Below are 22,421 nucleotides of genomic sequence, written 5' to 3' on the forward strand. Positions count from 1 at the left end.
ACACAGATTTAAAGGCGTGCTTTACGCTGCTAGTTATACAACAGGTAATATACCTGTATACTGATCTTGTTCTGCCTGTTCTTGCTATCCCCGATCACCGCCCTGTTAAAGCTGCTCATGTAAGCGCCGCGTGTAGGTATCAGCAGCAGGCCGCGGGAATTGACATCCGTGCTGTTGATCTCGTTAATGCAGTACTGCGTGATATCATAAGTGTAGCGCGTATTTTCATGCAGCACATTGTCCACTATCAGGTTGCCGTACTGGTAGCTGCCATAACTGTCTATCAGCGTATCCGTCACCTTGTTCTGCTTGTCCACTTCACAAAGGGTCATCGCCGGTGGCAGTGTATAGTAATCATTGTAGGTGCCGGCAATGGGCTCTACGGTCAGTGTAGCCCGCATTACCTTGAAAAATTTACCTACCGAAGCCAGCCCTTTAATGTAAGGCATGTCAATACGCGTAACAATGCCGGATAGCGGCTGTATAAACGTCATGTTGCCCGTTTGCGTGCTGCTTAAAGCATTGTTGGAGGCGCTTAATGCTGCCAGTGGCGTGCCCGTTCTGTCTGTGGATACCTGGTTGAACTGCAGGCTCTGGTCGTACAGGTTCAGGTCTATGTGCCGTTCTTCCGTGATCGCTTCATTAATATGGTAATGCAGGCGCAGGATCACGGAGGTATCGCCGGCCAGGAGGCTGATGATATTACCGGCGTTGCTGCCCGGCTTCAGCGCCAGCCCTTTATAGTACTCCAGGAAGATGGTTTGGGTAGATACCTCGTTGGCCTTGTTCTTGAACAACTGGAACAGGGGAGCGCCGTAGCTGGCAGGCAACTTTATGCGCAGGATGGTGTCTTCGCTGGGGCGTACTACCTGTTGCAGGCTGCCCAGCGGCTGGGAGGCCGTCTGGAAATCGTTATGACTGTACAGGTAGTAGTCGTCATCCCCACTTTCAATGGTTTGCAGCACTTCGTATACCTGGATGTCCTGCATGCGGGTGGTGTCTCCGTATATGGTGCGGTTGGTTTTCAGTTGCAGCTCCACGGAGTCGAACGTGGCGGATTCCTCCAGCGTGGGATTGCCGCCGGACGGCAGTTGCAACTTGAAGAAAGTACCGGCTGTTATACTGCCGAAATACGGGTCCTGTTGCCGGCCGCACAGCAGAATGCCGGTGCCGGAGGTAGGCACCGAATCCAGCAGCAGGGTCTGCATGTTCATGGTCACGGTATCTGCAACAATATAACTGGACTGCTGATCTGATACATCATAGCTGAACCCTTCTTTGTCACAAGCGCTGTAGGCGGTTGCCAATAAAATGACAACCAATATTTTAATGTAGGGACGAGCGCACCCAAGCCGGCAAAAAGTACTGTTCATGGAGCGCAATTTTAGACAGGAAGCCTGCTTTCCGCAGATTTAATATGCCAATGGCCGTTTTTTATCGATGAATCCGTATTAAGGCTCTCTATACAGCGGAGGAGGCCAAAAGGGAGGTAAAAGAGTAAACCGAGCGACTGGCAGATAAAATACGCCCTTTTATCCGCCAAAAGGGGAGATGTATCTATTTTATATTTATGCTAATACAAGGGCGGATAATTTTGGCAGCTATAAAAATCAGAAAATGTTTATGCGTTATTTAACAGGTTATTGTTTGCTGGTGTCTATGATGTTAATGACCGCCTGCTCAGATAGTAGTGACGATACTTCCGATGAAGGTAACTGGATACAGAAGGTGGATTTTAAAGGGGTAGCCCGCTATGAGGCGGTGAGCTTCACTATCAATGACACGGCTTTTGTGGGTAGCGGATACGATGGAGAAGACCGTTTGAAAGATTTCTATTCTTATGATGCAGAAAGAAATACCTGGACGCAAAGAGCTTCCCTGCCGGATGATGCGCCTGCCCGCAGCCATGCCGTTGCGTTTTCCATTAACGGGAAAGGGTACATGGGCACCGGGTATGATGGTGTCAATAAGCTGAACGACTTTTATGAGTATGACCCTGCTGCCAACGCATGGGCACCGAAGACTGCTTTCCCCGGCACCAAGCGTTACGGGGCGGTGGGTTTTTCCGTGAAGAATTATGGCTACATTGCCACCGGCTATGACGGCAACTGGCTGAACGATACCTGGCAGTACAATCCTGCTACGGATACCTGGTCGTCCAAAGCGGATGTGCCCAACACCAAAAGGACCGATGCCGTGGCTTTCGTGATTGCAGGCAAAGCGTACATCGCTACCGGCACCAGCAACCTGCAACTCACTAAGGAGCTGTCCATGTACGATGCAGATGCGGATCAATGGACGCTCAAGCGCGAGATCATCAACTCCAGCGATGATGACTATGATGATGACTATTCGTCCATACAGGGTACCAACTGCGCCGTGTTCGTGATGAACAACAAGGCTTACGTCTGCACCGGCTCTAAATCCAGCTCCGGTACTTCCTCTACTACCGTATGGGAATATGATGCGGTAAACGACCTGTGGGATGAAAAGCAGGCCTTTGAAGGAACAGCCCGTACCAGCGCGGTAGGCTTTGCCATCAAGAACAGGGGCTTTATTACCACCGGCGCCAGCGGCAGCACCCCGCTGAGCGATACCTGGGAATTTGATCCGCTGGCAGAATATGACAAAAATGATTAAGGGTAAGCACAAGATCGCAGTACTGCTGACCGGGAGCGTACTACTGCTGGTATTCATAGCGTTTACAACCGGCAGGCTGTCCCGGCAGCCGGCAAAGGCAACCGCAATGCAGGACAGCATTGCGGTTGTGCCTTTCCAAACCGCCGGAGGCTGGGGGTATGCCGTGAACGTAGGCGCCCATACCTACATTTACCAGGACATTATTCCGGCTGTGCCCGGCAAGAGCGCCTTCCGCACCCGGGAAGATGCGCTGCGCGTAGGCATGCTAGTGGCCGAAAAGCTGCGGAACCAGCAGGTACCCACCATCAGCCGGGAAGAGCTGGCCGCCATGAGTGTGATAGACGGCCAATAGCTGCCGGCAGATTTTTAACATTTGCTTAAATGCTGTTAACAAACTTTAACAGAGACTTAACCCTATTGTAATGTATGTTTACCGCGCGTTTCAGCGGTATGATCAATTTTAAATATATCTACAGGAACAGGCTCTTTATCATTGGTTTGCATATTATCGCATGGACCTGTTTCCTGTTGCTTCCCTTTTTTATTTATCGCGTCCGGATACTGCACCCTTGGTTCTTTGCAAGGGAGCTGGTAGATAACCTGTTCCTGATAGGCGTGTTCTACCTGAACATTTATGTGCTGATACCACGCTTTTTTACGCTGAAGCGGATCGTGTACTATTTTGGCTCCGTGCTGTTGGTCATTATGTTCATTACCATACAGCAGGCTACCCTGGACCATTACTTTATGCGGTATATGGTTGCGCATCCCGAAGAAATAAAATTACCGCCCAATATCACAACAGACAGCACCGGGAAAGTAACTTTTACGCCCGCCCGCCCGTTTATGGGATATCGCGCGTTGAGCATCGCCACAAGGGGGAGACACCTGTATACCCTTACCAGGGGACAGGCGGGCGCGCCTGCAGGCAGGATACGGCATCACGGACCACACCTGCCCCTGGCGAATGACTCGGCGGCGGTAGCCCTGGCCATTCCTGCCATGCCGATGGGCCCGCCACCGTTCTGGCAACGGCTGTTGTTTCCGGAAGTGCTGCGCAAGTCGGTGCTGGCGGCTTTGCTCATGCTGCTGATGAGCGGGTTCATCAAAATAGCGCAGGAATGGTTTAAAAGCGAACAGCAGCGGGAAGCGCTGAAAGTGGAGAAGCTGCACGCGGAATTAAAATTTTTAAAGTCGCAGATTAATCCTCACTTCCTTTTTAACTGTCTAAATACCATCTATTCGCTGGCGCATAAACATTCCGCGCAAACCGAGCATGCCATTGTGAAGCTGTCTACCATTATGCGGTACATGATCTATGAGTCCAACGAGGAAATGGTGCAGTTGCAGCATGAATTGCAGTATCTGCGGGATTATATCGATATACAAAAACTGAGATTGCCTGCCGGCATACAGGTAGATTACACGGAAAGCGGGAATGCCGGCGGTTTGTGGATAGAGCCCATGCTGCTGATACCCTTTGTAGAGAACGCCTTCAAGCATGGTATCAGCTATACGGATCATTCTTTCATTAGTATAGTAGTAACGATAGAAGGACATACAGTACGGCTGGTGGTAAAGAACAGCTTGTTCCCGCAACGGGTGGCAGAGCAGGGCGGCATTGGCCTGCAGAACGTAATGAAGCGGCTGGAGCTGTTATATACCAACAAACATGAGATAACGGTCACGGAAAAAGAACACCAATTTATTGCTGATCTAAAAATAGTGTTGAAAAATGATTAAGTGTATCGCAGTGGACGATGAGCCCCTGGCACTGGAGATCATTACGGACTTTGCCCGCAAGGTGCCGTTCCTGTCCCTGGTGCAGACCTTTGAAAACGCCGCAGAAGCTATGCGGTTTCTGCAGGATGAAAGGGTAGACCTGGTATTCCTGGACATTAAAATGCCGGACATCAACGGCATCCAGTTCCTGAAATCCCTGAAATATCCGCCCCTGGTGATATTCACCACAGCTTACGGGGAATATGCCCTGGATGGCTACGACCTGGACGTAGTGGATTATCTCCTGAAGCCCGTTCCCTTTGAGCGTTTCCTGCGCGCCGCTTCCAAAGCACAGGAGTACCTGGCGGTATCCCAGCAGAAGAATGGCGACAATGGCTACGTGAACGACTATATTTTTATTAAAACAGAGTATAAGATCATTAAGATCAACCTGGAGGATATCCTTTTCATTGAAGCACTGAAAGATTATACGAAGATCTATACGCCTTACCAGCCCGTGCTTACACTGCGCAGCCTTAAATCCTTTGAAACACGCCTGCCCTCCGATAAATTCATCCGGGTGCACCGTTCTTATCTGGTGTCATTGAATAAGATCAACTCCGTGGAAAAGAATACCGTGATGATTGCCAACCAGTCCATTCCTATCAGTGACGGTTACCGGGAACGGTTCTATGACGTGATAACGAGAAACAGTTGATCATTTCATCTGCCTGATCCATTCCTTCACCAGCTCCAGCCCTTCTTTGTGCGTGAGCTTGCGGCTTAGTTCCGGCATCATGATGCCCGGGTCGGTAGATTCCATACGGTACACGAGAATGGATTTTTCCGGGTGGCCGGGCACAATGTCAAACTGCAGGTCGGCCGAGCCGCGGCCCGCCGCTACCGGCGTTTTCCGGATACCTATTTTTACAGGGTCTTTTTCGCTGGCCAGCAGGAAGAGGCCCGATGTGCTGGCCGGGCCGTTTTGCTTATGACAGTGCGCGCAGTTGATCTCCAGCCAGATGCGGGCCCTGTCCGCCAGGGTGCCGGTTTGCGGATCGTTCCATACCGGCGCCCTGGGCGCGTGCGATGCATCGTCCAGCCCGCGCAGCATACCGGCTTTTATCCAGTGCTGCAACTGGTTTTCAGGGCCGCTTGCATAATCGTAGTCCCCGTTCAGTTGCCGTGCGGTAGGCCCTATGGGGGTCATTACTTCGTTGGTGTTATGGCAGCCCTTGCACTGGTTCAGGTTGGGGATGCTGTAATCAAGGCTTACCGTATGCCCGTTGGCGTTAGTGAAGCTAACGGGCTTCCGGTCGCCGGCCACTTCCAGCCAGGCGTCCGTCTGCTCCTCGTTCCAGATATACACCAGCGCTTTCCAGCCGCCGGTTTCGTGCATCAGCAGCCGGGTTTCCAGGAGCCGGCGCCCTTTCTCCGGGTGGCGGAAATCCTGCGGGTACCAGAAGGTTTTAATGAGCGTGGTGCCGATGGGAAAGTGCAGCACGTCCACGGAATCATAGGTGATCGCGCTATCCGCCGGCAACTGTATGAAGCGGGACTTTTCCGCGTAGTCGGAAAACAGCGGCGTATTCAACTGGTAGGGCACAACGTCTTCAGCGGGGACCAGGTCAGCCATGTTGCCGGTAAAAAATCCGTATTCAGACAGCATCTCCCTGGGCGCAGCTCCGGGCGTTTCTGCAGCGGGCTGCAGGCCGGAAGCCAGCAGCACTGTGAGCAGGCCGGCGCCCAGGACACAAAAAACGATATGACGAACTGCTTGCATAGTGACATACGAAACTAATAGCTGACCGTAGTGGCTACCGGATTGCTGCAGTCATAAAGGTCCATATTGCGCGATACATTTTTGAACTTGTTGCCCGCATCCAGGTTGGCAAAGCTGGCATTGTTATTATCGCTGATGCAGATGCGGTATTCCGGTTTGTATCGCCCGTTGCCGTCCGTCCATTCCTGGTTGAGGATACCGTCGTAAATGATATGCGGCACGTTTTTCCCGAAACGCAGCTTGAACCGGAACATCATGCCCATGCGCCCTTTGCCCTGGAACCGTACCCGGTCGCGCAGGTAGTCATTATCATGCACGTATACATTGGAAGGATAAGGATCGTACAGCGAGTCATTGATCGGGTTCTCCGTCATGAAGTAGCTGATAATGGCGGTCCCTGCGCTGTTGTTGTAATGGATCTTGTTATTATACACTTCCACATGGCTGGTGGCCAGCACCATGACGCCGGTGCCGGCCGGCACCTTGGCTACGGTATTGCCTTTGGGCGCAAAATTGGGGAAATTGTTGTGGTGTATGTTGTTGTTGTATACTTTAACATAGCCGCCTTTTTTCTGTACCAGGTCCGGCAGGTCAAATACCAGTATGCCGCCGGTGTTCTCCAGTGCTTCGTTCTGGTACACTTCCGCATGCAGGGAGTTCTCTATCTCTATACCGGCCACGTTGTTCTTTGCAATGCAGTTCCGCACTACAATATCGCTGGACTGTCCTACATACAGCCCCGCATCGGAAGCGCCGATGGCAATGCAACTGTCTATCAGCACTTGCCGGCACTGCACCGGGTACAGGCCGTAGGCGCCATTCTCTTTGACCGGCGGCCCGGTCCACTCCACCTTTACCTGTTTGAAGGCGATGCCCTTCACCTGCATGGTTTTGATGCCGTCTCCCTTAGTGTCCTGCACGGTAAGGTCCCGTATGGTGATGTCTTCCGCGTTGGACACGCGCAGCCCTTCCGCGCCTTCCGTTTGCCCTTTGAAGCTGAGAATGGTCTTGTCCATTCCGGCGCCTTTGATCAGTATTTTTTTCTTGCCTTCCAGGGAGAGGGTAGAGGATAGCTGGAACTGCCCGGCCGGTAATTCTATCACGCTGCCGTCTTCGGCCATGATGAGCTGCCGCTGGATTTTTTTCTGCATGTCCTGTTGGGCATAAACGGGCTGTTGGCATATTACCAGTGCGCCCAGGGTTAAGATGGGGAGTAAGCGCATAATACGTGGTTTTTACAGGCTACTTAAATATACGGAAAAAAGCGGAGGGGATAGGGGAAGAGTTACAATAAAAAAAATCCCGTTTACCAGCCGGGTAAACGGGATTTTTATGCTTATTATGAATGATCCATCACACCAGCTCCTTCAGCTTCTCCACCACCGCATCCACTTCCTCTTTCGTATTATCCCTGGAGAAGGAAAAGCGCACGCTTACCCGGTTGGGATCGCTGCTAAGCGCGCGTATCACGTGCGAGCCTGCATCGGCGCCGGAAGTACAGGCGCTGCCGCCTGAGGCGCAGATGCCGTTGATATCCAGGTTAAAGAGCAGCATCTCGCTTTTCTCTGACTTGGGGAAAGATGCATTCAATACCGTATACAGGCTGCGCCCGTACAGGTCGCCGTTAAAAGCAACGCCGGGAATGTGCTGTTGCAGTTGTGCCGCCATGTACAGGCGCAGGTCGTTGATATACCTGCTGTGCTCCTCGTAATGTTCGGTGGCCAGCTCCAGCGCTTTGGCAAAACCTACAATGCCGTAGAGGTTCTCCGTGCCAGCCCGCATATTGCGCTCCTGCGCGCCGCCCTGTATGTAAGGTTTTATTTTTACGTTCTCGTTAATGTACAGTATTCCCACACCTTTGGGCCCGTGAAACTTATGCCCGGCGCCGTTAATGAAATGCACCGGCGTGTTGCGCAGGTCAAAAGGGTAGTGGCCCACCGTCTGCACGGTATCGGAATGGAAGATGGCGTCAAATTCCTTGCAAAGGTTGCCTACGGCATGCAGGTCCAGCAGGTTGCCTATTTCATTATTGGCATGCATCAGGGTGACCAGGCATCTTTTGGCGGAACCGGCCAGCAACTGGCGCAGGTGCTCCAGGTCCACATGCCCGTTGGGCAGCAGGTTTACTTCAGAGAGCTGTATGCCCTGGCTGCTGTGCAGTTGCTCCACCGTATGCAGGGTGGCATGGTGCTCAATAGCGGAGGTAATAATATGCCGGCAGCCCAGGTCCCGGATGGCGGCGGTGATGGCCGTGTTGCTGCTTTCCGTGCCGCCGGAGGTAAAGAATATTTCCCCCGGATGCGCATTCAATATGCGGGCTACGGATTTGCGGGCATTCTCAATGCCCAGTTTTGATTCCCGTCCGTAAGAATAGATAGCGGAAGGATTGCCGAACTTTTCCGTCATGTATGGTAGCATGGCATCCAGTACGGCCGGGTCCAGCGGAGTGGTGGCTGCATTGTCGAAGTAGATCCTTTTCAAAGCGGTTGGTGGTTTTTGATAAAAAAAATGGGCGCTTATAAAGCGCCCACAAAGGTCTGTAAAAATTCCAAAATCCGAACTCCAAATTCTAAAGTTTGCACATACCCCCTGAGCTATTGGCAGATTGTAATGTACCAGGACGTATCCCTCCGTTTGGAATTTGGGACTTGGGATTTGGAATTTGAAATTTTTGTTAGTGCATAAACTCCTTGATATCCTGCATGATCCTGCGGGCGATATTGTCTGCCGTGGTCTCAAACTGGCTTTCGGCATAAATGCGTATAATGGGCTCCGTATTGGAGGTACGCAGGTGCACCCAGTCCTTTTCAAATTCTATTTTCAGGCCATCCTCGGTATTGGTGGGCTGGTTCTTGTACTTGCCCCGTATCTTTTCAAAGATGGTCTTTACGTCCACGCCTTTGTCCAGCTCTATCTTGTTCTTGGAAATAAAGTAGTCCGGGTAGCTGTTGCGCAGGTTCTTCAGCTTTTTGCCGCTGTGCGCCACATGGCTGAGGAACAGGCCGATGCCTATCAGTGCATCCCGTCCGTAGTGCAGGTCGGGTACAATAATACCGCCGTTGCCTTCTCCGCCGATCACCGCATTTATTTCCTTCATTTTCTTCACTACATTCACTTCGCCTACCGCAGAAGGATGGTATTCGCCGCCGTGTTTCAGCGTAATGTCTTTCAGCGCCTGGGTAGAGGAGAGGTTGGAAACGGTATTGCCGCTCTTTTTGCCCAGCACATAGTCCGCCACGGCCACCAGGGTATATTCTTCGCCAAACATGCTGCCATCTTCACATACAAAGCAAAGGCGGTCCACGTCAGGGTCCACGGCAATGCCCAGGTCTGCGTTGGAGCGGTTCACCTCGTTGGAAAGCGCGGTCAGGTTTTCAGGCAGGGGCTCGGGATTGTGGCTAAAACGGCCGTTCACTTCGTCAAACAGCACTTCCACCTGCTCTACTCCCAGTGCTTTCAGCAGCGCGGGTACAAATATGGCGCCGGTGGAGTTTACGGCATCCACCACTATTTTAAAACCGCGTTCGCGGATAGCGGCTGCATCCACCAGCGGATGGTTCACTACCAGGTCGATATGTTTTTGCAGGTAAGTGTCGTTTTGCTCATAGCTGCCCAGCTTGTTCACATCTGCAAAGCTGAAGTCTTCCTGCGCAGCAATGTCCAGCATTGCAATACCGTCCTCCCCGGAAATGAACTCTCCATCGCTGTTCAGCAGTTTGAGGGCGTTCCATTCCTTGGGATTATGGCTGGCGGTAATAATAATGCCGCCGGCAGCCTGTTCCATTTTTACAGCAATCTCTACGGTAGGCGTGGTGGAGAGCCCCAGGTCTACTACATCCAGTCCCAGTGCATTCAGGGTGGATACCACCAGGTTCTTCACCAGTTCGCCGGAAATGCGGCCATCACGGCCAATCACTACCTTCCTGTTATCTGCTTGCTGATGGGTTAACCAGGTGCCGTATGCTGCGGTAAACTTTACTACATCTAATGGAGAGAGCCCTTCTCCGGGCCTGCCGCCAATGGTTCCTCTAATGCCGGATATCGATTTGATCAGTGCCACAAATTCAATTTTAAGGAAGGCAAAGATAAAAAAATCCGTGACCCGAAATCAGGATATTTCCGGAGCGGGAGTATTTATTACCTGCTAAACCATTGAAATCCAATGTCCGGGCGAGCTGGGCCATTCCCATGCCACCACGGCCCACTATGGTAGAAATGAACTATATTTGCATCCACGCTTTGAGATTTTTAATAATAAATAGAGTAATTAATAATAAACGCTTAGGCTTTACATGAAGTACTTTTGGAAGAATATACCCCGGTATATTCGGTTTGTGTTTGCGCAGACACTCTATCTCTATCTGCTGACGGTCCTTTTTCGCCTGATCTTCTATCTTTTCTTTTTTAAATCTTCCATTACCGATACCGGCATTATTGGCAAGGCCTGGTACCTGGGGCTGAAATTCGACCTGCGGCTTACCCTGCTGCTGATCATTCCGCTGGGCCTGCTGGTTGTTATTGCAAGGAACCGCTTCTTTACCTCGCGGGTGCTCAGGAGCATCAGCTTCGTATACCTGTTGCTGGTGTACCTGGGGTTAACGCTGCTGTACGTGCTGGACCTGGGGCATTACGCTTACCTGGGCCTGCGCCTGGATCCCTCGATTACCCGTTTTGTGGCATCCGGGGAGCGGGCGGATAATGCCCGGATGGTATGGCAGAGCTACCCCGTGCTGCGGGCCGTGATCGGCATTGCGTTGTTCCTGTTCCTGGTGTACCGGCTGCATGTATACACTTACCGCAAACTGGCGCAGCAGGAGCCGGTCACTACCCGGGGCTGGCGCTATGCCGGCTGGTTTGCCTCGCTGGTGATCCTGTTTGCAGCGGGCATTTATGGCAATTTCGCGTATTTCCCGCTCCGCTGGAGCCAGGCCATGTTTACCCGGGACAATGGCGTTACCAGCCTGGCCCTGAACCCGGTGCTGTATTTTGCGGACAACTTTTCCGTACAGTCAGATACTTATGACGTACAGAAAACCCGCACCTATTATCCTTATGTGGCCGAATACCTGCGGGTGGACAGCCCGGATGTGCAAAAGTTGTGCTATACCCGCTCTATACCGGGCGAGGACCGGCCCCGGCCCAACATCATACTGGTAATGCTGGAATCTACCGGCGCCGCCGTTACCAGCATGTTCAACAATCCCATGCAGGCCACGCCTCACATGCAAAAACTGGCGGACAGCGGCATTCTTTTCCGGAACTTCTATGTACCGGCCGTGAGCACGGCTAAAACCGTATATGGCGTTACCACCGGCCTGCCGGACATTACCCAGGTGAAAACCGCCAGCCGCCATCCGCAGATGGTGGATCAGCGCATTATCATGGACCAGTTCACCGGCTACGAGAAATATTACCTGCTGGGGGGCAATACCAACTGGGCCAATATCAGGGCGGTGTTCACAAGCAATGTAGAGGGCATCCGCATATTTGAGGAAGGTTATTACAAGGCGCCCAAGGCCGATGTATGGGGCGTTTCTGACTATGATCTTATTACGGAGGCGAACGAGATATTCAAAGATGCCCACCAGCGCAACAAGCCTTTTGTGGCGTTCCTGCAAACGGCGGACAACCATGCGCCCTACACCACCACGAGCGGCGCAGGCGACTTCAGGAAGCTGACGGAGCAGGATATTGACATGGAAAAGTTCAAAACTGCCGGCTTTGTGTCCATCGACCAGTTCAATGCATTGCGGTACCTGGACTATAACCTGGGCCACCTGGTAAAGCTGGCCAGGGAGGGCGGGTACCTGGATAACACCATCTTCGTGTTCTTCGGGGATCATAACTGCCATCTCAACCCTTACCATTTTATGCCGTTCCCGGAGTACGAGCTGGGCAGCGGGGGAGAGCATGTGCCCTGTATTATTTATGCCCCGGGGCGTATAACCCCGCAGGTGATCAACCGGCCCGGCAGCCTGCTGGACATTTATCCCACCGTGGCGCGGATGGCCGGCATACCGTATAAGAACTATACGCTGGGCACCGATCTGCTGGATACCTCCTACCAGGACCGCTATGCTTTTATTACCTACCAGAAGAATCTGCAATGGTATAAAGCTGTGATCGGAGAACGTTATCTTTACGAGATCAATAACAAGAACGGCCAGGCCGCCCTGTACGACCTGGAGGGAGATCCCCTCAAGGATGTACAGCAGGAGCATACGAAAATAGCCGAGGTGCTGGATAATTTAACGCAGGGATTTTACGAAAGCACCCGATATTTGATGTTCAACAATAAAAAATAGCAAGACCTGTCAGGTTTTTAAAACCTGACAGGTCTATAATCGTATGGAAGCGCAAAAGCAGTGGTTCAAAGACTGGTTCAACTCACCTTATTATCACCTGTTGTACAGCAACCGGGATGAGCGGGAAGCCGCGGCGTTCATAGACAAGCTGCTGGCTTACCTGCAGCCGTCGCCGGGCGCGCTGGTGCTGGATGCTGCATGCGGGAGGGGGCGCCATGCCCGTTACCTGGCGGAGAAAGGCTTTATGGTGACCGGTATCGATCTTTCCATCGAAAGCATCAAGGTGGCCAAAAAGCTGGAAAATGATCATCTCAGTTTTTTCCAGCATGACATGCGCCTGCCGTTCCGCATCAATTATTTTGACGTGGTGTTTAATTTTTTTACCAGCTTTGGCTATTTTGATACGCAGCGGGAAAATGACAATGCGCTCCGCACGCTGCATCATGCGCTGAAGCCCGGCGGCCGCCTGGTGCTGGACTACCTGAACAGCCCTTACGTAGCGGCGCACCTGGTGCCCAGCGAGGTAAAGGAAACAGACCAGGTAGTGTTCGACATCTCGCGCGAGGTGCAGGGCCGGCGTTTCCTGAAGCAGATCAACATACTGGACCGGAGCAAGCTGCAGCGCAGCTCCTTTACGGAATGCGTACAGGCTTTTACCCGTGCGGATTTTGAGGCCATGTTCTCCCGCCAGGGCCTCCGGGTACTGGATATTTTCGGCGATTATCATTTCAACGCCTATGATGAGGACCGCTCACCGAGAATGGTGATCATTGGAGAAAAACCGGTAATAAACTGATTGAATTATGTTAGAATGGCTGCTACGGCTGGATCTCAGAATGTTTTTCCGTATTAACAACCAATGGTCGAACGGCTGGCTGGATGCTGTCATGCCCTGGATCAGGGAGCCCTACATCTGGGCGCCCTTGTACCTGTTCCTGGCGTTGTTCGTTACCATTAACTATAAATGGCGGGGTTTTTTCTGGATCGTGTGCTTTATTGTGTGCTTTGGTATTGCCGATCAGACCGGTAGTTTCATCAAGGATGCCGTAGGGCGGATAAGGCCCTGCCGCGATCCCTTGCTGCAGCACTTTGTACGCTCACTGCTGCCTTACTGCCCCGGCAGCGGCAGCTTTACCTCCAACCATGCCGCCAATCACTTTGCGCTGGGAACCTTTTGTTTCTTAACTTTAAGAAAAGCATTCGGGGGCTATGCATGGCTCTTTTACTTTTGGGCGCTGATCATCGGGTACGCCCAGGTATATGTGGGGGTGCATTACCCGCTGGATATTGCAGGCGGGGCTTTACTGGGCATTATGATCGGATTATTGAGCGGCGGTTTTTTCCAGCGCCGCATCAGACTGGAAGCAGAATACACAACATGAACCTTAGCTATTTGATACTGATACTGGCGGCCACCATCGGGGGCGGGATCATACCCATGACCGTAAGGCGGCTGCATCCTAATTTGCCGATCTACCTCCTGGCTTTTACAGGGGCCTTTCTTTTTGGCATCACCATTATACACCTGCTGCCCGAAGTGTACCACGAACTGGGGCACACCGCCGGGATCTACATATTGCTGGGCTTTTTCCTGCAGGTGTTCCTGCAGCAGTTGTCACACGGTATGGAGCATGGCCATACCCACCTGCCGCCGGTCCAGGGGCAGCACCATCATGTTTCCATCACCCCTTTGCTGGCGGGCCTGTCCATCCATGCTTTTATGGAGGGCATTCCCCTGGGACTGCAGTTTACGGATCAATCGGCGCTGCCTTCGCTGGCGCTGGGCGTTACCGCCCACAAGATACCGGAGGCGCTTACCCTGATGACGGTGATGATACATGCGCAGCAGCCCAGGGCGGCTTTGTGGCGCATATTATTGCTGTTCTCGCTGGTAACGCCGCTGGCGGCCTTGCTGGCCGGGCAGTTGGGCCACCGGTCTGTGCTGGTTACGGAATCACTGGTATATCTCACGGCGCTGGTAATAGGCGCCTTTGTGCATATTTCCACTACTATTTTCTATGAAAGCGGTACCCGGCACCATGAATTGAGCGCCCGTAAGATATTGGCATTTGCAGCCGGCATTGTTTTGGCATTTCTTACCTTAATATTTGAATAATTTTTTATTTTTAGCCTTTGTATCATGGAAGTCGTCATTATCCTCATCCTGATTTTACTGAATGGCCTGTTCTCAATGTCGGAGATCGCCATGGTTTCCGCACGTAAAATACGCTTAGAGCACCAGGCCAACAAAGGCGATGAACGAGCAAAAGCGGCATTAAAGCTGGCAAATAACCCGGACAAATTCCTTTCCACCGTTCAGATAGGTATTACACTGATAGGCATCTTAACCGGTATCTATTCCGGGGAGAAGCTCAAAACGGACCTGGTAGAGTTCATCGGCCGGTCGGAGATGCTGCGTCCGTACAGCAGCGGGATTGCTACAGGCGTGATCGTTATTGTGATCACCTATTTCTCAATGGTACTGGGCGAGCTGGTGCCCAAGCGCCTGGGCCTGGCCCGGCCGGAGTCTATCGCCAAGACCATGGCCACGCCTATGACCCTGCTGTCGCGTATTACCTTTCCTTTCATCTGGCTGCTCAGCGTATCCACCAACCTCATCGTAAAAATATTCAAGCTCAAAGCCGGTGATCAACTGGTGACGGAAGAGGAGATCAAGGCCATCATCAACGAAGGCACTACTTCCGGCGCCATAGAGGAAACCGAGCAGGAGATCATAGAGCGGGTGTTTCACCTGGGAGACCGTAACATTACCTCCCTGATGACCCACCGGACGGATATTATCTGGCTGGACATCAACGAGCCGGCAGAGAGCTTCCGGCGCAAGATCAATAACAGCCTGCATTCCGTATACCCGGTGTGCGAAGGGCAGATAGACAGCATTAAGGGCATTATCTCCATCAAGGACCTGTATGCCGCTGCGGCCAGTAACAACTACGCGCTGCGGCCCATTATCCGTAAACCCCTGTTTGTACCGGAAAACAACAGCGCCTACCAGGTGCTGGAGAAGTTTAAGGAAACGCAGGTGCATGCAGCCTTCATTGTGGATGAATACGGCACTTTCCTGGGCATGATCACCCTGAACGACATCCTGGAAGCCATTGTAGGCGACATGCCGGAAACCGGGCAGCACGATGACTATGAAATGGTGAAACGGGACGACGGCTCCTACCTGGTAGACGCACAGATACCCTTCTACGACTTCCTCAGCGAGTTTGACAAAGAGGACTGGATGGCCGAATTTGAGCAGGAATTTGATACCCTGGCCGGTTTTATACTACACCACCTGGAACATATCCCCCAAACGGGCGAAAAAGTGGAATGGCGAGGATTTACCTTTGAAATAGTGGATATGGACGTGCACCGTATCGACAAAGTACTGGTGCAAACGCCGGAACCACGGGAGGAAGAAGAATAATTCGCCAACTTACCCGCTACATACTACCAACTTTTATTAATTTTGTCCGTTTTTACATATAGCAAATAATTTAATTTAAGATAATGATCTTATTAGGAAGTAAGGCGCTTTCCCTGGATGAAGTATACCGGGTATTGTTTGACCATGAGCCCCTGGAGCTGGAAGAAGCGGCTTTACAGCAGGTGGAGGAGAATTACCGCTTCCTGCAGCAATTCTCCGCCAAAAAGCTGATCTATGGTATCAATACCGGCTTTGGCCCCATGGCGCAGTACCGGATACCCGAGGCCGATACCCTGCAACTGCAGTACAACCTGATCCGCAGCCACAGCTCCGGCGCAGGCAAGTGCATGCCCCCGCTGCTTACCAAAGGGCTGATGCTGGCCCGCCTGAGCAGCTTTATGCAGGCGCATTCCGGCATACATCCCGAGGTGGTGAAGCTCCTTACCGCGTTGATCAACCAGCATGTATACCCCTGCATATTTGAGCACGGCGGCGTGGGCGCCAGCGGCGACCTGGTACAACTGGCGCACCTGGCCCTGGTGCTGATCGGTGAAGGAGAGGTGTATTACGAAGACAAGCGGCAGCCTGCGGCGGAGGTTTTTGCCCGGCTGGGCCTGCAGCCCATGCAGGTGCACATCCGCGAGGGCCTGGCCGTGATCAACGGCACCTCCGCCATGACCGGCGTAGGCCTGGTAAACCTCATAGAGGCGCGCAAGCTGCTGGGCTGGAGCTGCATCCTCTCCGCCATGATCAATGAAATAGTGGAGGCGTTTGACGATCATCTGTCCTACGAGCTGAACGCCGTGAAAAAGCACGCCGGCCAGCACCGCATTGCCGAAGTGATGCGGGAGATACTGCTGGACAGCAAAATGGTGCGGCACCGCCCGGACCACCTCTACAAGGAGCTGGAAGAAGAGATATTCAAGGACAAGGTGCAGGAGTATTACTCGCTGCGCTGCGTGCCGCAGATACTGGGCCCCGTGTACGATACCCTCCTGCACGCGGAAAAGGTGGTGCTGCAGGAGCTGAACTCCGTGAGCGACAATCCCGTGGTGGACCATCATCACGGGAACGTGTTCCACGGTGGTAATTTCCACGGCGATTACATTTCCCTGGAAATGGACAAGCTGAAAATAGCCGTTACCAGGCTGAGCATGCTGTCCGAAAGGCAACTGAACTACCTGATGAACGACAAGCTGAACCACAAGTTCCCGCCCTTTATGAACCTGGGCAAGCTGGGCTTCAATTTTGGCATGCAGGGCGTACAGTTCACCGCCACCTCTACTGTAGCGGAGAACCAGACGCTTTCTTTTCCCATGTATGTGCACAGCATACCCAATAACAACGATAACCAGGATATTGTGAGCATGGGCTGCAATGCCGCCCTGATGGCCAACCGTGTAATAGAGAACACTTTCGAGGTGCTGGCCATACAGGTAATGACCATGCTGCAGGCCGTGGATTACCTGCAATGCCAGGACCGGCTCTCCACCTTCTCACAGCGCATCTACCGGGAAGTAAGGGCTATTTTTCCTAAATTTATCGAAGACGCTCCCCGCTACCAGGATATCCGGAAAATAAAGGAATACCTGGTAGAGCAGGTGCCGGTAAAAGTATAATATGCAAATGTGCTGATATGGTGATGTACTGATGAATAAGCCAATTCATACTTCATATTTCATAAATCTTACTTCATACTAATGGTTTGTGCTTTAGTAACAGGCGGGTCAAGAGGAATAGGCAGGGCAATATGTCTGAAAATGGCCGGGCAGGGCTATTATGTCATTATTAACTACAAGGGCAATGCCGCCGCCGCGGAAGAAACCCTGGCAGCCGTGCGTGCAGCCGGTGGGGATGGGGAGCTGCTGCCCTTTGATGTGGGCAACGAGCAGGAAGTGCAAAGCGTGCTGGGCGCCTGGCTGGAAAATAACAAGGAGAAGCAGGTAGCAGTGCTGGTGAACAACGCCGGTATCCGGGAAGATAACCTGCTGTTCTGGATGAACAGTGAACAATGGCATAAAGTACTGGATATCAGCCTGAACGGATTTTTCTATGTGACCAAGCAGGTGCTTAACAGCATGTTGCTGAAGCGCTATGGGCGCATTATCAATATTGTGTCCCTTTCCGGTATAAAGGGCATGCCGGGCCAAACCAATTACTCCGCCGCCAAGGCCGGCGTAATAGGGGCTACCAAGGCGCTGGCCCAGGAAGTGGCCAAACGCGGCGTAACGGTGAATGCCGTGGCGCCGGGCTTTATCAAAACGGACATGACGGCGGAGCTGAATGAAAAGGAGCTGGCCGCGCAGGTGCCTATGAACCGCTTTGGCACGGCGGAAGAAGTGGCCGAGGCAGTAGGCTTTTTTGCATCAAAGGCCGCCGGTTATATCACCGGGGAGGTGCTGTCCGTAAATGGAGGATTGTATACTTAATATCGTGAAAGGTTATTGACTATGAACAGAGTAGTGATCACCGGGATGGGTATTTATTCCTGTTTGGGAAAGCACCTGGATGAAGTAAAGGACTCGCTGTACCAGGGAAGGTCCGGTATTATACTGGACCCGGAAAGGAAGGCCTTCGGCTACCGCTCCGCCCTTACCGGTTTTGTGGAAAGACCGGATCTGAAAGGGCTGCTGGACCGCCGTGCCCGGCTGATGATGCCGGAGCAGGCGGAGTTTGCGTTCATGAGCACCCGGGAAGCCCTGGCGCAGGCAGGTATTGACAAGGATTACATAGAGCGCACGGAAATAGGGCTGCTGTTTGGCAACGACAGTTCCGCCAAGCCTGTGATAGAGGCTACGGACATTATGCGGGAAAAGAAGGATACCATGCTGGTAGGCTCCGGTTCCGTGTTCCAGACCATGAACTCTACCGTGAATATGAACCTGGCCACTATTTTCCGGCTGCGGGGCATCAACTTCAGTGTGAGCGCAGCCTGCGCCAGCGGCTCGCATGCCATTGGCCTGGGTTATATGTTCATCAAGAATGGTATGCAGGATTGCGTGGTATGCGGCGGCGCGCAGGAGATCAATATCTACGCTATGGGCAATTTTGACGCCATTGCCGCTTTTTCCGTAAGAGAAAGCGATCCGGCAAGGGCCTCCCGCCCCTTTGACCGCGACCGGGACGGGCTGGTACCCAGCGGTGGCGCCGCCACGGTAATACTGGAAAGCCTGGAGTCTGCCCAACGCAGGGGCGCTACCATACTGGGCGAGGTGCTGGGCTACGGTTTTTCCTCCAACGGCGCCCATATTTCCAATCCCACCGTGGAAGGACCGGTAAGATCATTGCAGATAGCGTTGCAGGACGCCGGCCTGCAGCCGGGCGACATTGCCTATATCAATGCCCACGCCACCTCCACGCCTGCCGGCGACGCCAGCGAGGCCAGGGCCATTCATGAGGTGTTCGGCGGCTCAAAGCCCTATGTCAGCTCCACCAAGTCCATGACGGGACATGAGTGCTGGATGGCCGGTGCCAGCGAGATCGTTTACTCCATGCTCATGATGCAACACGGGTTCATAGCCCCCAATATCAACCTGGAGCACCCGGATGAGGATGCCGCCAAATTAAATATCGTGGATGCTACTATTAATAAAGATTTTAATATATTTTTGTCGAATTCCTTTGGGTTTGGGGGGACCAATTCATCCCTGATTGTTCGCAGATGGGAGGGCAAATAGTTGGGCGCCAGTAATTTAGGCCCCTTTTGATACGTTGTGTAGCGGTAAATTAACCCCCGGCCTTAGAAGGCTGTACTATAACTTATAATATATTATTAACTTTGAGGCCGGTTGACCGTTATAATTGGGTTAAAGTTCAGAACCGTTGTACACTTTATTTTTTAATCAACCTATACTGAAGGAGTTACACTAATTATGGACATTAAAGAGATCATACAGAGAACTAATGCGTTTTTGATGGAGGAGTTTGAAGCAGACCCCGCAAAAATTTCGCCTGAGGCTAACCTTAAATCCACCCTGGAACTGGACAGCCTGGACTATATAGATCTGGTAGTAGTGATCGAGAACAACTTCGGTTTTAAAGTGAACCCCGAAGATTTTCAGAGCATTGTGACCTTCCAGGATTTTTATGATTATGTAGCCCATCGTGTAAAACAAAAAGCATTGGTATAATGCCGTCCTGGCAGGGGAAGTCCAAAGGCAATAAGCTGGGATACCGTATTTTCATTGAAACATTGCGTTACGGGGGGGTAAGGCCGGCTTATTGGCTGTTAAGGTTTGTAGCAGGATACTATTTTTTGTTTTCCCACAGTTCCTCAAGGCCGATCTTCCGTTATTTTCACACAAAAATAGGGTATAGCCGGTGGCGTTCGCTGCGCAGCGTGTACCGTAACTATTACATATTCGGGCAAACGCTGATCGACAAGATCGTGGTAATGGCCGGCATCCCCAACAGGTTCACCTTCCAGTTTGAAGGGGAGCACCATCTCCGGCAGTTGGTGGCGGCCGGGCGCGGCGGCATCCTGCTCAGCGCTCACCTGGGCAACTGGGAAGTAGCCGGCCACCTGTTCACCCGGTTGCAGACCCGTATCAATATCGTGATGTTCGACGGGGAGCATGAGCGCATCAAGCAATACCTTTCCGGCGTTACCGGGGAACGGAATGTAAATGTTATTGTAATTAAGGACGATTTATCGCACATTTACGCTATTAATGACGCCCTGGGCAATAATGAGCTGGTATGCATGCATGCAGACCGGTTCATGGAAGGCAATAAGACCGTGGAGGCCCGTTTCCTGGGGGCGGAAGCCCGGTTCCCCGCAGGGCCGTTCCTGCTGGCCGCCACCTTCAGGGTGCCGGTTTCGCTGGTATTCGCTTTCAAGGAGTCTGCCAGCCATTATCACCTGTATGCCACCCCGCCGCGGGAATACCATGGGCGCCGGCAGCAGGGCGTACAGGAAGCGGCCGGCGATTTTGTAGCGGTCCTGGAGGAAAAAGTGCGGCAGTACCCGGAGCAATGGTTCAATTATTACGACTTTTGGGAATAATATGTTCATTCATTCAGATAATATCACCCAATACATTCCGCAGCGCACGCCTATCGTGATGATCAGCGGTATACTGGCGGCGGATGAGCAACGCACCCGCACCGGCTTCCACGTAAGCCCCGATAATATTTTTGTGCAGAACGGCGTGCTGACCCCGCCCGGTCTCATGGAGAACATTGCGCAAACCGCTGCGGCCGGCGCCGGCTATGAGGCGGTGCAGGGCCAGGTGCCGGTGCAGGTGGGCTACATCGGCGCGGTAAAGGACCTGGAGATATTTGAGCTGCCGCCTGCAGGCGCTTTTATTGAAACCACCACACAGATCACGCATAAGGTATTCAACGCCACCATGATCACCGGCCAGGTAATGCTGGACGGGAAACTGATAGCGCAATGTGAAATGAAAATATTCATAAACCCCTGAATAAGTAGTATCATGACACCATTTACCATGCACAAAAGAATGCGCTTATTACTGGCCGCCCTGCTGCTGGCCGTTAGCTCCCAGGCACAGACCCTGAAAGAATTTTTTACCGCCGGCGCGCCGCTGACCTACCTGGGCGTAGACTTTACACAGGCCAGGCTCCTGGGGGATGCGGATGCCGTTACCAATGATATCCGGGATCGGCATTTCCCGGCTATCAACAACGTAATTATCGCCGAGCCCAAGAAGTATGATATTGCCGGCGCCTTTCACAACCAGGTGACCACCGACCTGGCGGCCGTTACCAAACGCAATGCAGCCATTAACCCGGACAAGATCAAGTCCGATAACTCCGCGGATTTTAACCACCTCAAACCGGCGGACATCGACCAATTGGTGCAGGGATTTGATTTTGGCGGCAAAAAAGGCATCGGGCTGCTGCTGGTAATGGACGGCATGAGCAAGACCGAAAAAGCGGCCACCATGCACGTCACCCTGGTGGATATGGACAACAAAAAAGTGTTGCTCACGGAAGAGCTGGAAGGCAAGGCGCAGGGTTTCGGATTTCGTAACTACTGGGCTTATACCGTGCACAAGGTGCTGGAAGAGGTGGAGAAGCACCGGTATAAGCAGTGGAAAGCAAAATATGCAAACTGATGGAATTAACAGAGCGGGCAAACATATTAGTGAAGTTCAATGAAGCAGATCCGCTGGGCATTGTATGGCACGGGCATTACGTGCGTTACTTCGAGGACGGGCGCGAAGCCTTCGGTGAGAAGTACGGCCTGCGGTACCTGGACATTTTTCAGCAGGGCTATACCGTGCCCATCGTGAAAGTGGAATGCAATTATAAACGCTCGCTCCGTTATGGTGACCGCGTGATAGTGGAAACAAAATATGTGGATACAGCGGCAGCCAAGATAAAATTCCTGTACTCCCTGTACAATGCCGCTACCGGCGAGCTGGTGGCAGACGGCGCTTCCGTGCAGGTGTTCCTGGACACGGAATCTTCCACGCTGCAGCTTACGATCCCTCCCTTTTTTAAAGCCTGGAAAGAACAGTGGGGGCTTTTGTGAGCATAAAGTGCAAAGCATAAAGCATAAAGCTAA

The 22,421-nt window shown here is 52.4% G+C and carries 22 protein-coding genes; 17 read left to right on the plus strand and 5 right to left on the minus strand.

Annotated features, from left to right (window positions below; translation table 11 throughout):
- Positions 1-29: 29 nt before the first annotated feature.
- The gene (locus tag LX66_RS11965; protein WP_145713524.1) at positions 30-1,373 is read right to left on the minus strand and encodes a DUF4270 family protein; all 1,344 of its coding nucleotides are present in this window, start codon (positions 1,371-1,373) and stop codon (positions 30-32) included.
- 250 nt (positions 1,374-1,623) lie between these two features.
- Here LX66_RS11965 and LX66_RS11970 point away from each other — a divergent pair, with 250 nt between their 5' ends.
- The 4 genes from LX66_RS11970 (at position 1,624) to LX66_RS11985 (ending at position 5,080) form a co-directional block, all read left to right on the plus strand.
- On the plus strand, positions 1,624-2,640 hold the full coding sequence (locus LX66_RS11970; RefSeq protein ID WP_158642615.1) for a Kelch repeat-containing protein: 1,017 nt from the start codon (positions 1,624-1,626) through the stop codon (positions 2,638-2,640).
- Positions 2,633-2,992 (plus strand): DUF4907 domain-containing protein, encoded by a 360-nt coding sequence (locus tag LX66_RS11975; protein ID WP_158642616.1) that lies wholly within the window; start codon positions 2,633-2,635, stop codon positions 2,990-2,992. Before LX66_RS11970 ends, LX66_RS11975 begins: the two co-directional genes overlap by 8 nt.
- 74 nt (positions 2,993-3,066) lie before the next feature.
- Positions 3,067-4,383, plus strand: coding sequence for a sensor histidine kinase (locus LX66_RS11980; protein WP_145713532.1), 1,317 nt, complete (start codon positions 3,067-3,069; stop codon positions 4,381-4,383).
- Complete coding sequence (locus tag LX66_RS11985; RefSeq protein WP_145713535.1) at positions 4,376-5,080, plus strand: LytR/AlgR family response regulator transcription factor; 705 nt, start codon at positions 4,376-4,378, stop codon at positions 5,078-5,080. The genes LX66_RS11980 and LX66_RS11985 overlap by 8 nt, the downstream gene beginning before the upstream one ends.
- On the opposite strand, the gene LX66_RS11990 is transcribed toward LX66_RS11985, so the two are convergent.
- The 4 genes from LX66_RS11990 to glmM form a co-directional block, all read right to left on the minus strand.
- A complete protein-coding gene (locus tag LX66_RS11990) occupies positions 5,081-6,145 on the minus strand; it encodes an SO2930 family diheme c-type cytochrome (RefSeq protein ID WP_145713538.1) in 1,065 nt (354 codons plus the stop codon).
- Positions 6,146-6,159: 14 nt separating this feature from the next.
- Entirely contained in the window at positions 6,160-7,368 is a 1,209-nt protein-coding gene (locus tag LX66_RS11995; protein ID WP_145713541.1) for a parallel beta-helix domain-containing protein, read from the minus strand.
- A 130-nt stretch (positions 7,369-7,498) separates the two neighbouring features.
- Entirely contained in the window at positions 7,499-8,626 is a 1,128-nt protein-coding gene (locus LX66_RS12000) for a cysteine desulfurase family protein (protein ID WP_145713544.1), read from the minus strand.
- 193 nt (positions 8,627-8,819) lie between these two features.
- Positions 8,820-10,205, minus strand: a complete 1,386-nt coding sequence (gene glmM / locus LX66_RS12005; RefSeq protein WP_145713547.1) for a phosphoglucosamine mutase — start codon at positions 10,203-10,205, stop codon at positions 8,820-8,822.
- Between the two features lie 232 nt (positions 10,206-10,437).
- On the opposite strand from glmM, the gene LX66_RS12010 reads away from it, so the two are divergent.
- The 13 genes from LX66_RS12010 to LX66_RS12070 all read left to right on the plus strand — a co-directional run bounded on the left by LX66_RS12010 (position 10,438) and on the right by LX66_RS12070 (position 22,388).
- Positions 10,438-12,450, plus strand: a complete 2,013-nt coding sequence (locus tag LX66_RS12010) for an LTA synthase family protein (RefSeq protein ID WP_145713550.1) — start codon at positions 10,438-10,440, stop codon at positions 12,448-12,450.
- A 43-nt stretch (positions 12,451-12,493) separates the two neighbouring features.
- On the plus strand, positions 12,494-13,246 hold the full coding sequence (locus LX66_RS12015) for a class I SAM-dependent methyltransferase (protein WP_145713553.1): 753 nt from the start codon (positions 12,494-12,496) through the stop codon (positions 13,244-13,246).
- A 7-nt stretch (positions 13,247-13,253) separates the two neighbouring features.
- Positions 13,254-13,832, plus strand: coding sequence for a phosphatase PAP2 family protein (locus tag LX66_RS12020; protein WP_145713556.1), 579 nt, complete (start codon positions 13,254-13,256; stop codon positions 13,830-13,832).
- Positions 13,829-14,566 carry a ZIP family metal transporter gene (locus LX66_RS12025; RefSeq protein ID WP_145713558.1) on the plus strand — a complete coding sequence of 246 codons (738 nt, stop codon included), beginning with the start codon at positions 13,829-13,831 and terminating at the stop codon, positions 14,564-14,566. Before LX66_RS12020 ends, LX66_RS12025 begins: the two co-directional genes overlap by 4 nt.
- 24 nt (positions 14,567-14,590) lie before the next feature.
- Entirely contained in the window at positions 14,591-15,886 is a 1,296-nt protein-coding gene (locus LX66_RS12030; RefSeq protein ID WP_145713561.1) for a hemolysin family protein, read from the plus strand.
- An 83-nt stretch (positions 15,887-15,969) separates the two neighbouring features.
- Positions 15,970-17,505, plus strand: coding sequence for an HAL/PAL/TAL family ammonia-lyase (locus LX66_RS12035; protein WP_145713564.1), 1,536 nt, complete (start codon positions 15,970-15,972; stop codon positions 17,503-17,505).
- Positions 17,506-17,586: 81 nt separating this feature from the next.
- Positions 17,587-18,315, plus strand: coding sequence for a 3-oxoacyl-ACP reductase FabG (gene fabG / locus LX66_RS12040; RefSeq protein ID WP_145713567.1), 729 nt, complete (start codon positions 17,587-17,589; stop codon positions 18,313-18,315).
- A gap of 21 nt (positions 18,316-18,336) precedes the next feature.
- Positions 18,337-19,563, plus strand: a complete 1,227-nt coding sequence (locus LX66_RS12045; RefSeq protein WP_145713569.1) for a beta-ketoacyl-[acyl-carrier-protein] synthase family protein — start codon at positions 18,337-18,339, stop codon at positions 19,561-19,563.
- 195 nt (positions 19,564-19,758) lie between these two features.
- Complete coding sequence (locus LX66_RS12050) at positions 19,759-20,016, plus strand: acyl carrier protein (RefSeq protein WP_145713571.1); 258 nt, start codon at positions 19,759-19,761, stop codon at positions 20,014-20,016.
- Between the two features lie 209 nt (positions 20,017-20,225).
- Entirely contained in the window at positions 20,226-20,891 is a 666-nt protein-coding gene (locus tag LX66_RS12055) for an LpxL/LpxP family acyltransferase (protein ID WP_244620380.1), read from the plus strand.
- A gap of 1 nt (position 20,892) precedes the next feature.
- Positions 20,893-21,312: a 3-hydroxyacyl-ACP dehydratase gene (locus tag LX66_RS12060; RefSeq protein WP_145713576.1), complete on the plus strand. Its 420-nt coding sequence runs from the start codon at positions 20,893-20,895 to the stop codon at positions 21,310-21,312.
- Between the two features lie 12 nt (positions 21,313-21,324).
- Positions 21,325-21,969 (plus strand): hypothetical protein, encoded by a 645-nt coding sequence (locus LX66_RS12065; RefSeq protein ID WP_145713579.1) that lies wholly within the window; start codon positions 21,325-21,327, stop codon positions 21,967-21,969.
- Entirely contained in the window at positions 21,969-22,388 is a 420-nt protein-coding gene (locus tag LX66_RS12070; protein WP_145713582.1) for an acyl-CoA thioesterase, read from the plus strand. Before LX66_RS12065 ends, LX66_RS12070 begins: the two co-directional genes overlap by 1 nt.
- Positions 22,389-22,421: the final 33 nt, after the last annotated feature.

Origin of the sequence: Chitinophaga japonensis (assembly GCF_007830125.1) — a bacterium.
GTDB classification, from domain to species: domain Bacteria; phylum Bacteroidota; class Bacteroidia; order Chitinophagales; family Chitinophagaceae; genus Chitinophaga; species Chitinophaga japonensis.

What these genes read in the sequence shown, in the direction of transcription:
- LX66_RS12065 (WP_145713579.1), top strand. Translation starts at nt 21,325, where the DNA reads ATGACACCATTTACCATGCACAAAAGAATGCGCTTATTACTGGCCGCC.
- LX66_RS12050 (WP_145713571.1), top strand. Translation starts at nt 19,759, where the DNA reads ATGGACATTAAAGAGATCATACAGAGAACTAATGCGTTTTTGATGGAG.
- LX66_RS12030 (WP_145713561.1), top strand. Translation starts at nt 14,591, where the DNA reads ATGGAAGTCGTCATTATCCTCATCCTGATTTTACTGAATGGCCTGTTC.
- LX66_RS11975 (WP_158642616.1), top strand. Translation starts at nt 2,633, where the DNA reads ATGATTAAGGGTAAGCACAAGATCGCAGTACTGCTGACCGGGAGCGTA.
- LX66_RS11980 (WP_145713532.1), top strand. Translation starts at nt 3,067, where the DNA reads ATGTTTACCGCGCGTTTCAGCGGTATGATCAATTTTAAATATATCTAC.
- LX66_RS11995 (WP_145713541.1), bottom strand. Translation starts at nt 7,368, where the DNA reads ATGCGCTTACTCCCCATCTTAACCCTGGGCGCACTGGTAATATGCCAA.
- LX66_RS12025 (WP_145713558.1), top strand. Translation starts at nt 13,829, where the DNA reads ATGAACCTTAGCTATTTGATACTGATACTGGCGGCCACCATCGGGGGC.
- LX66_RS12060 (WP_145713576.1), top strand. Translation starts at nt 20,893, where the DNA reads ATGTTCATTCATTCAGATAATATCACCCAATACATTCCGCAGCGCACG.
- LX66_RS11985 (WP_145713535.1), top strand. Translation starts at nt 4,376, where the DNA reads ATGATTAAGTGTATCGCAGTGGACGATGAGCCCCTGGCACTGGAGATC.
- fabG (WP_145713567.1), top strand. Translation starts at nt 17,587, where the DNA reads ATGGTTTGTGCTTTAGTAACAGGCGGGTCAAGAGGAATAGGCAGGGCA.
- LX66_RS11965 (WP_145713524.1), bottom strand. Translation starts at nt 1,373, where the DNA reads ATGAACAGTACTTTTTGCCGGCTTGGGTGCGCTCGTCCCTACATTAAA.
- LX66_RS11990 (WP_145713538.1), bottom strand. Translation starts at nt 6,145, where the DNA reads ATGCAAGCAGTTCGTCATATCGTTTTTTGTGTCCTGGGCGCCGGCCTG.
- LX66_RS12015 (WP_145713553.1), top strand. Translation starts at nt 12,494, where the DNA reads ATGGAAGCGCAAAAGCAGTGGTTCAAAGACTGGTTCAACTCACCTTAT.
- LX66_RS12045 (WP_145713569.1), top strand. Translation starts at nt 18,337, where the DNA reads ATGAACAGAGTAGTGATCACCGGGATGGGTATTTATTCCTGTTTGGGA.
- LX66_RS11970 (WP_158642615.1), top strand. Translation starts at nt 1,624, where the DNA reads ATGCGTTATTTAACAGGTTATTGTTTGCTGGTGTCTATGATGTTAATG.
- LX66_RS12010 (WP_145713550.1), top strand. Translation starts at nt 10,438, where the DNA reads ATGAAGTACTTTTGGAAGAATATACCCCGGTATATTCGGTTTGTGTTT.
- LX66_RS12020 (WP_145713556.1), top strand. Translation starts at nt 13,254, where the DNA reads ATGTTAGAATGGCTGCTACGGCTGGATCTCAGAATGTTTTTCCGTATT.
- LX66_RS12070 (WP_145713582.1), top strand. Translation starts at nt 21,969, where the DNA reads ATGGAATTAACAGAGCGGGCAAACATATTAGTGAAGTTCAATGAAGCA.
- LX66_RS12035 (WP_145713564.1), top strand. Translation starts at nt 15,970, where the DNA reads ATGATCTTATTAGGAAGTAAGGCGCTTTCCCTGGATGAAGTATACCGG.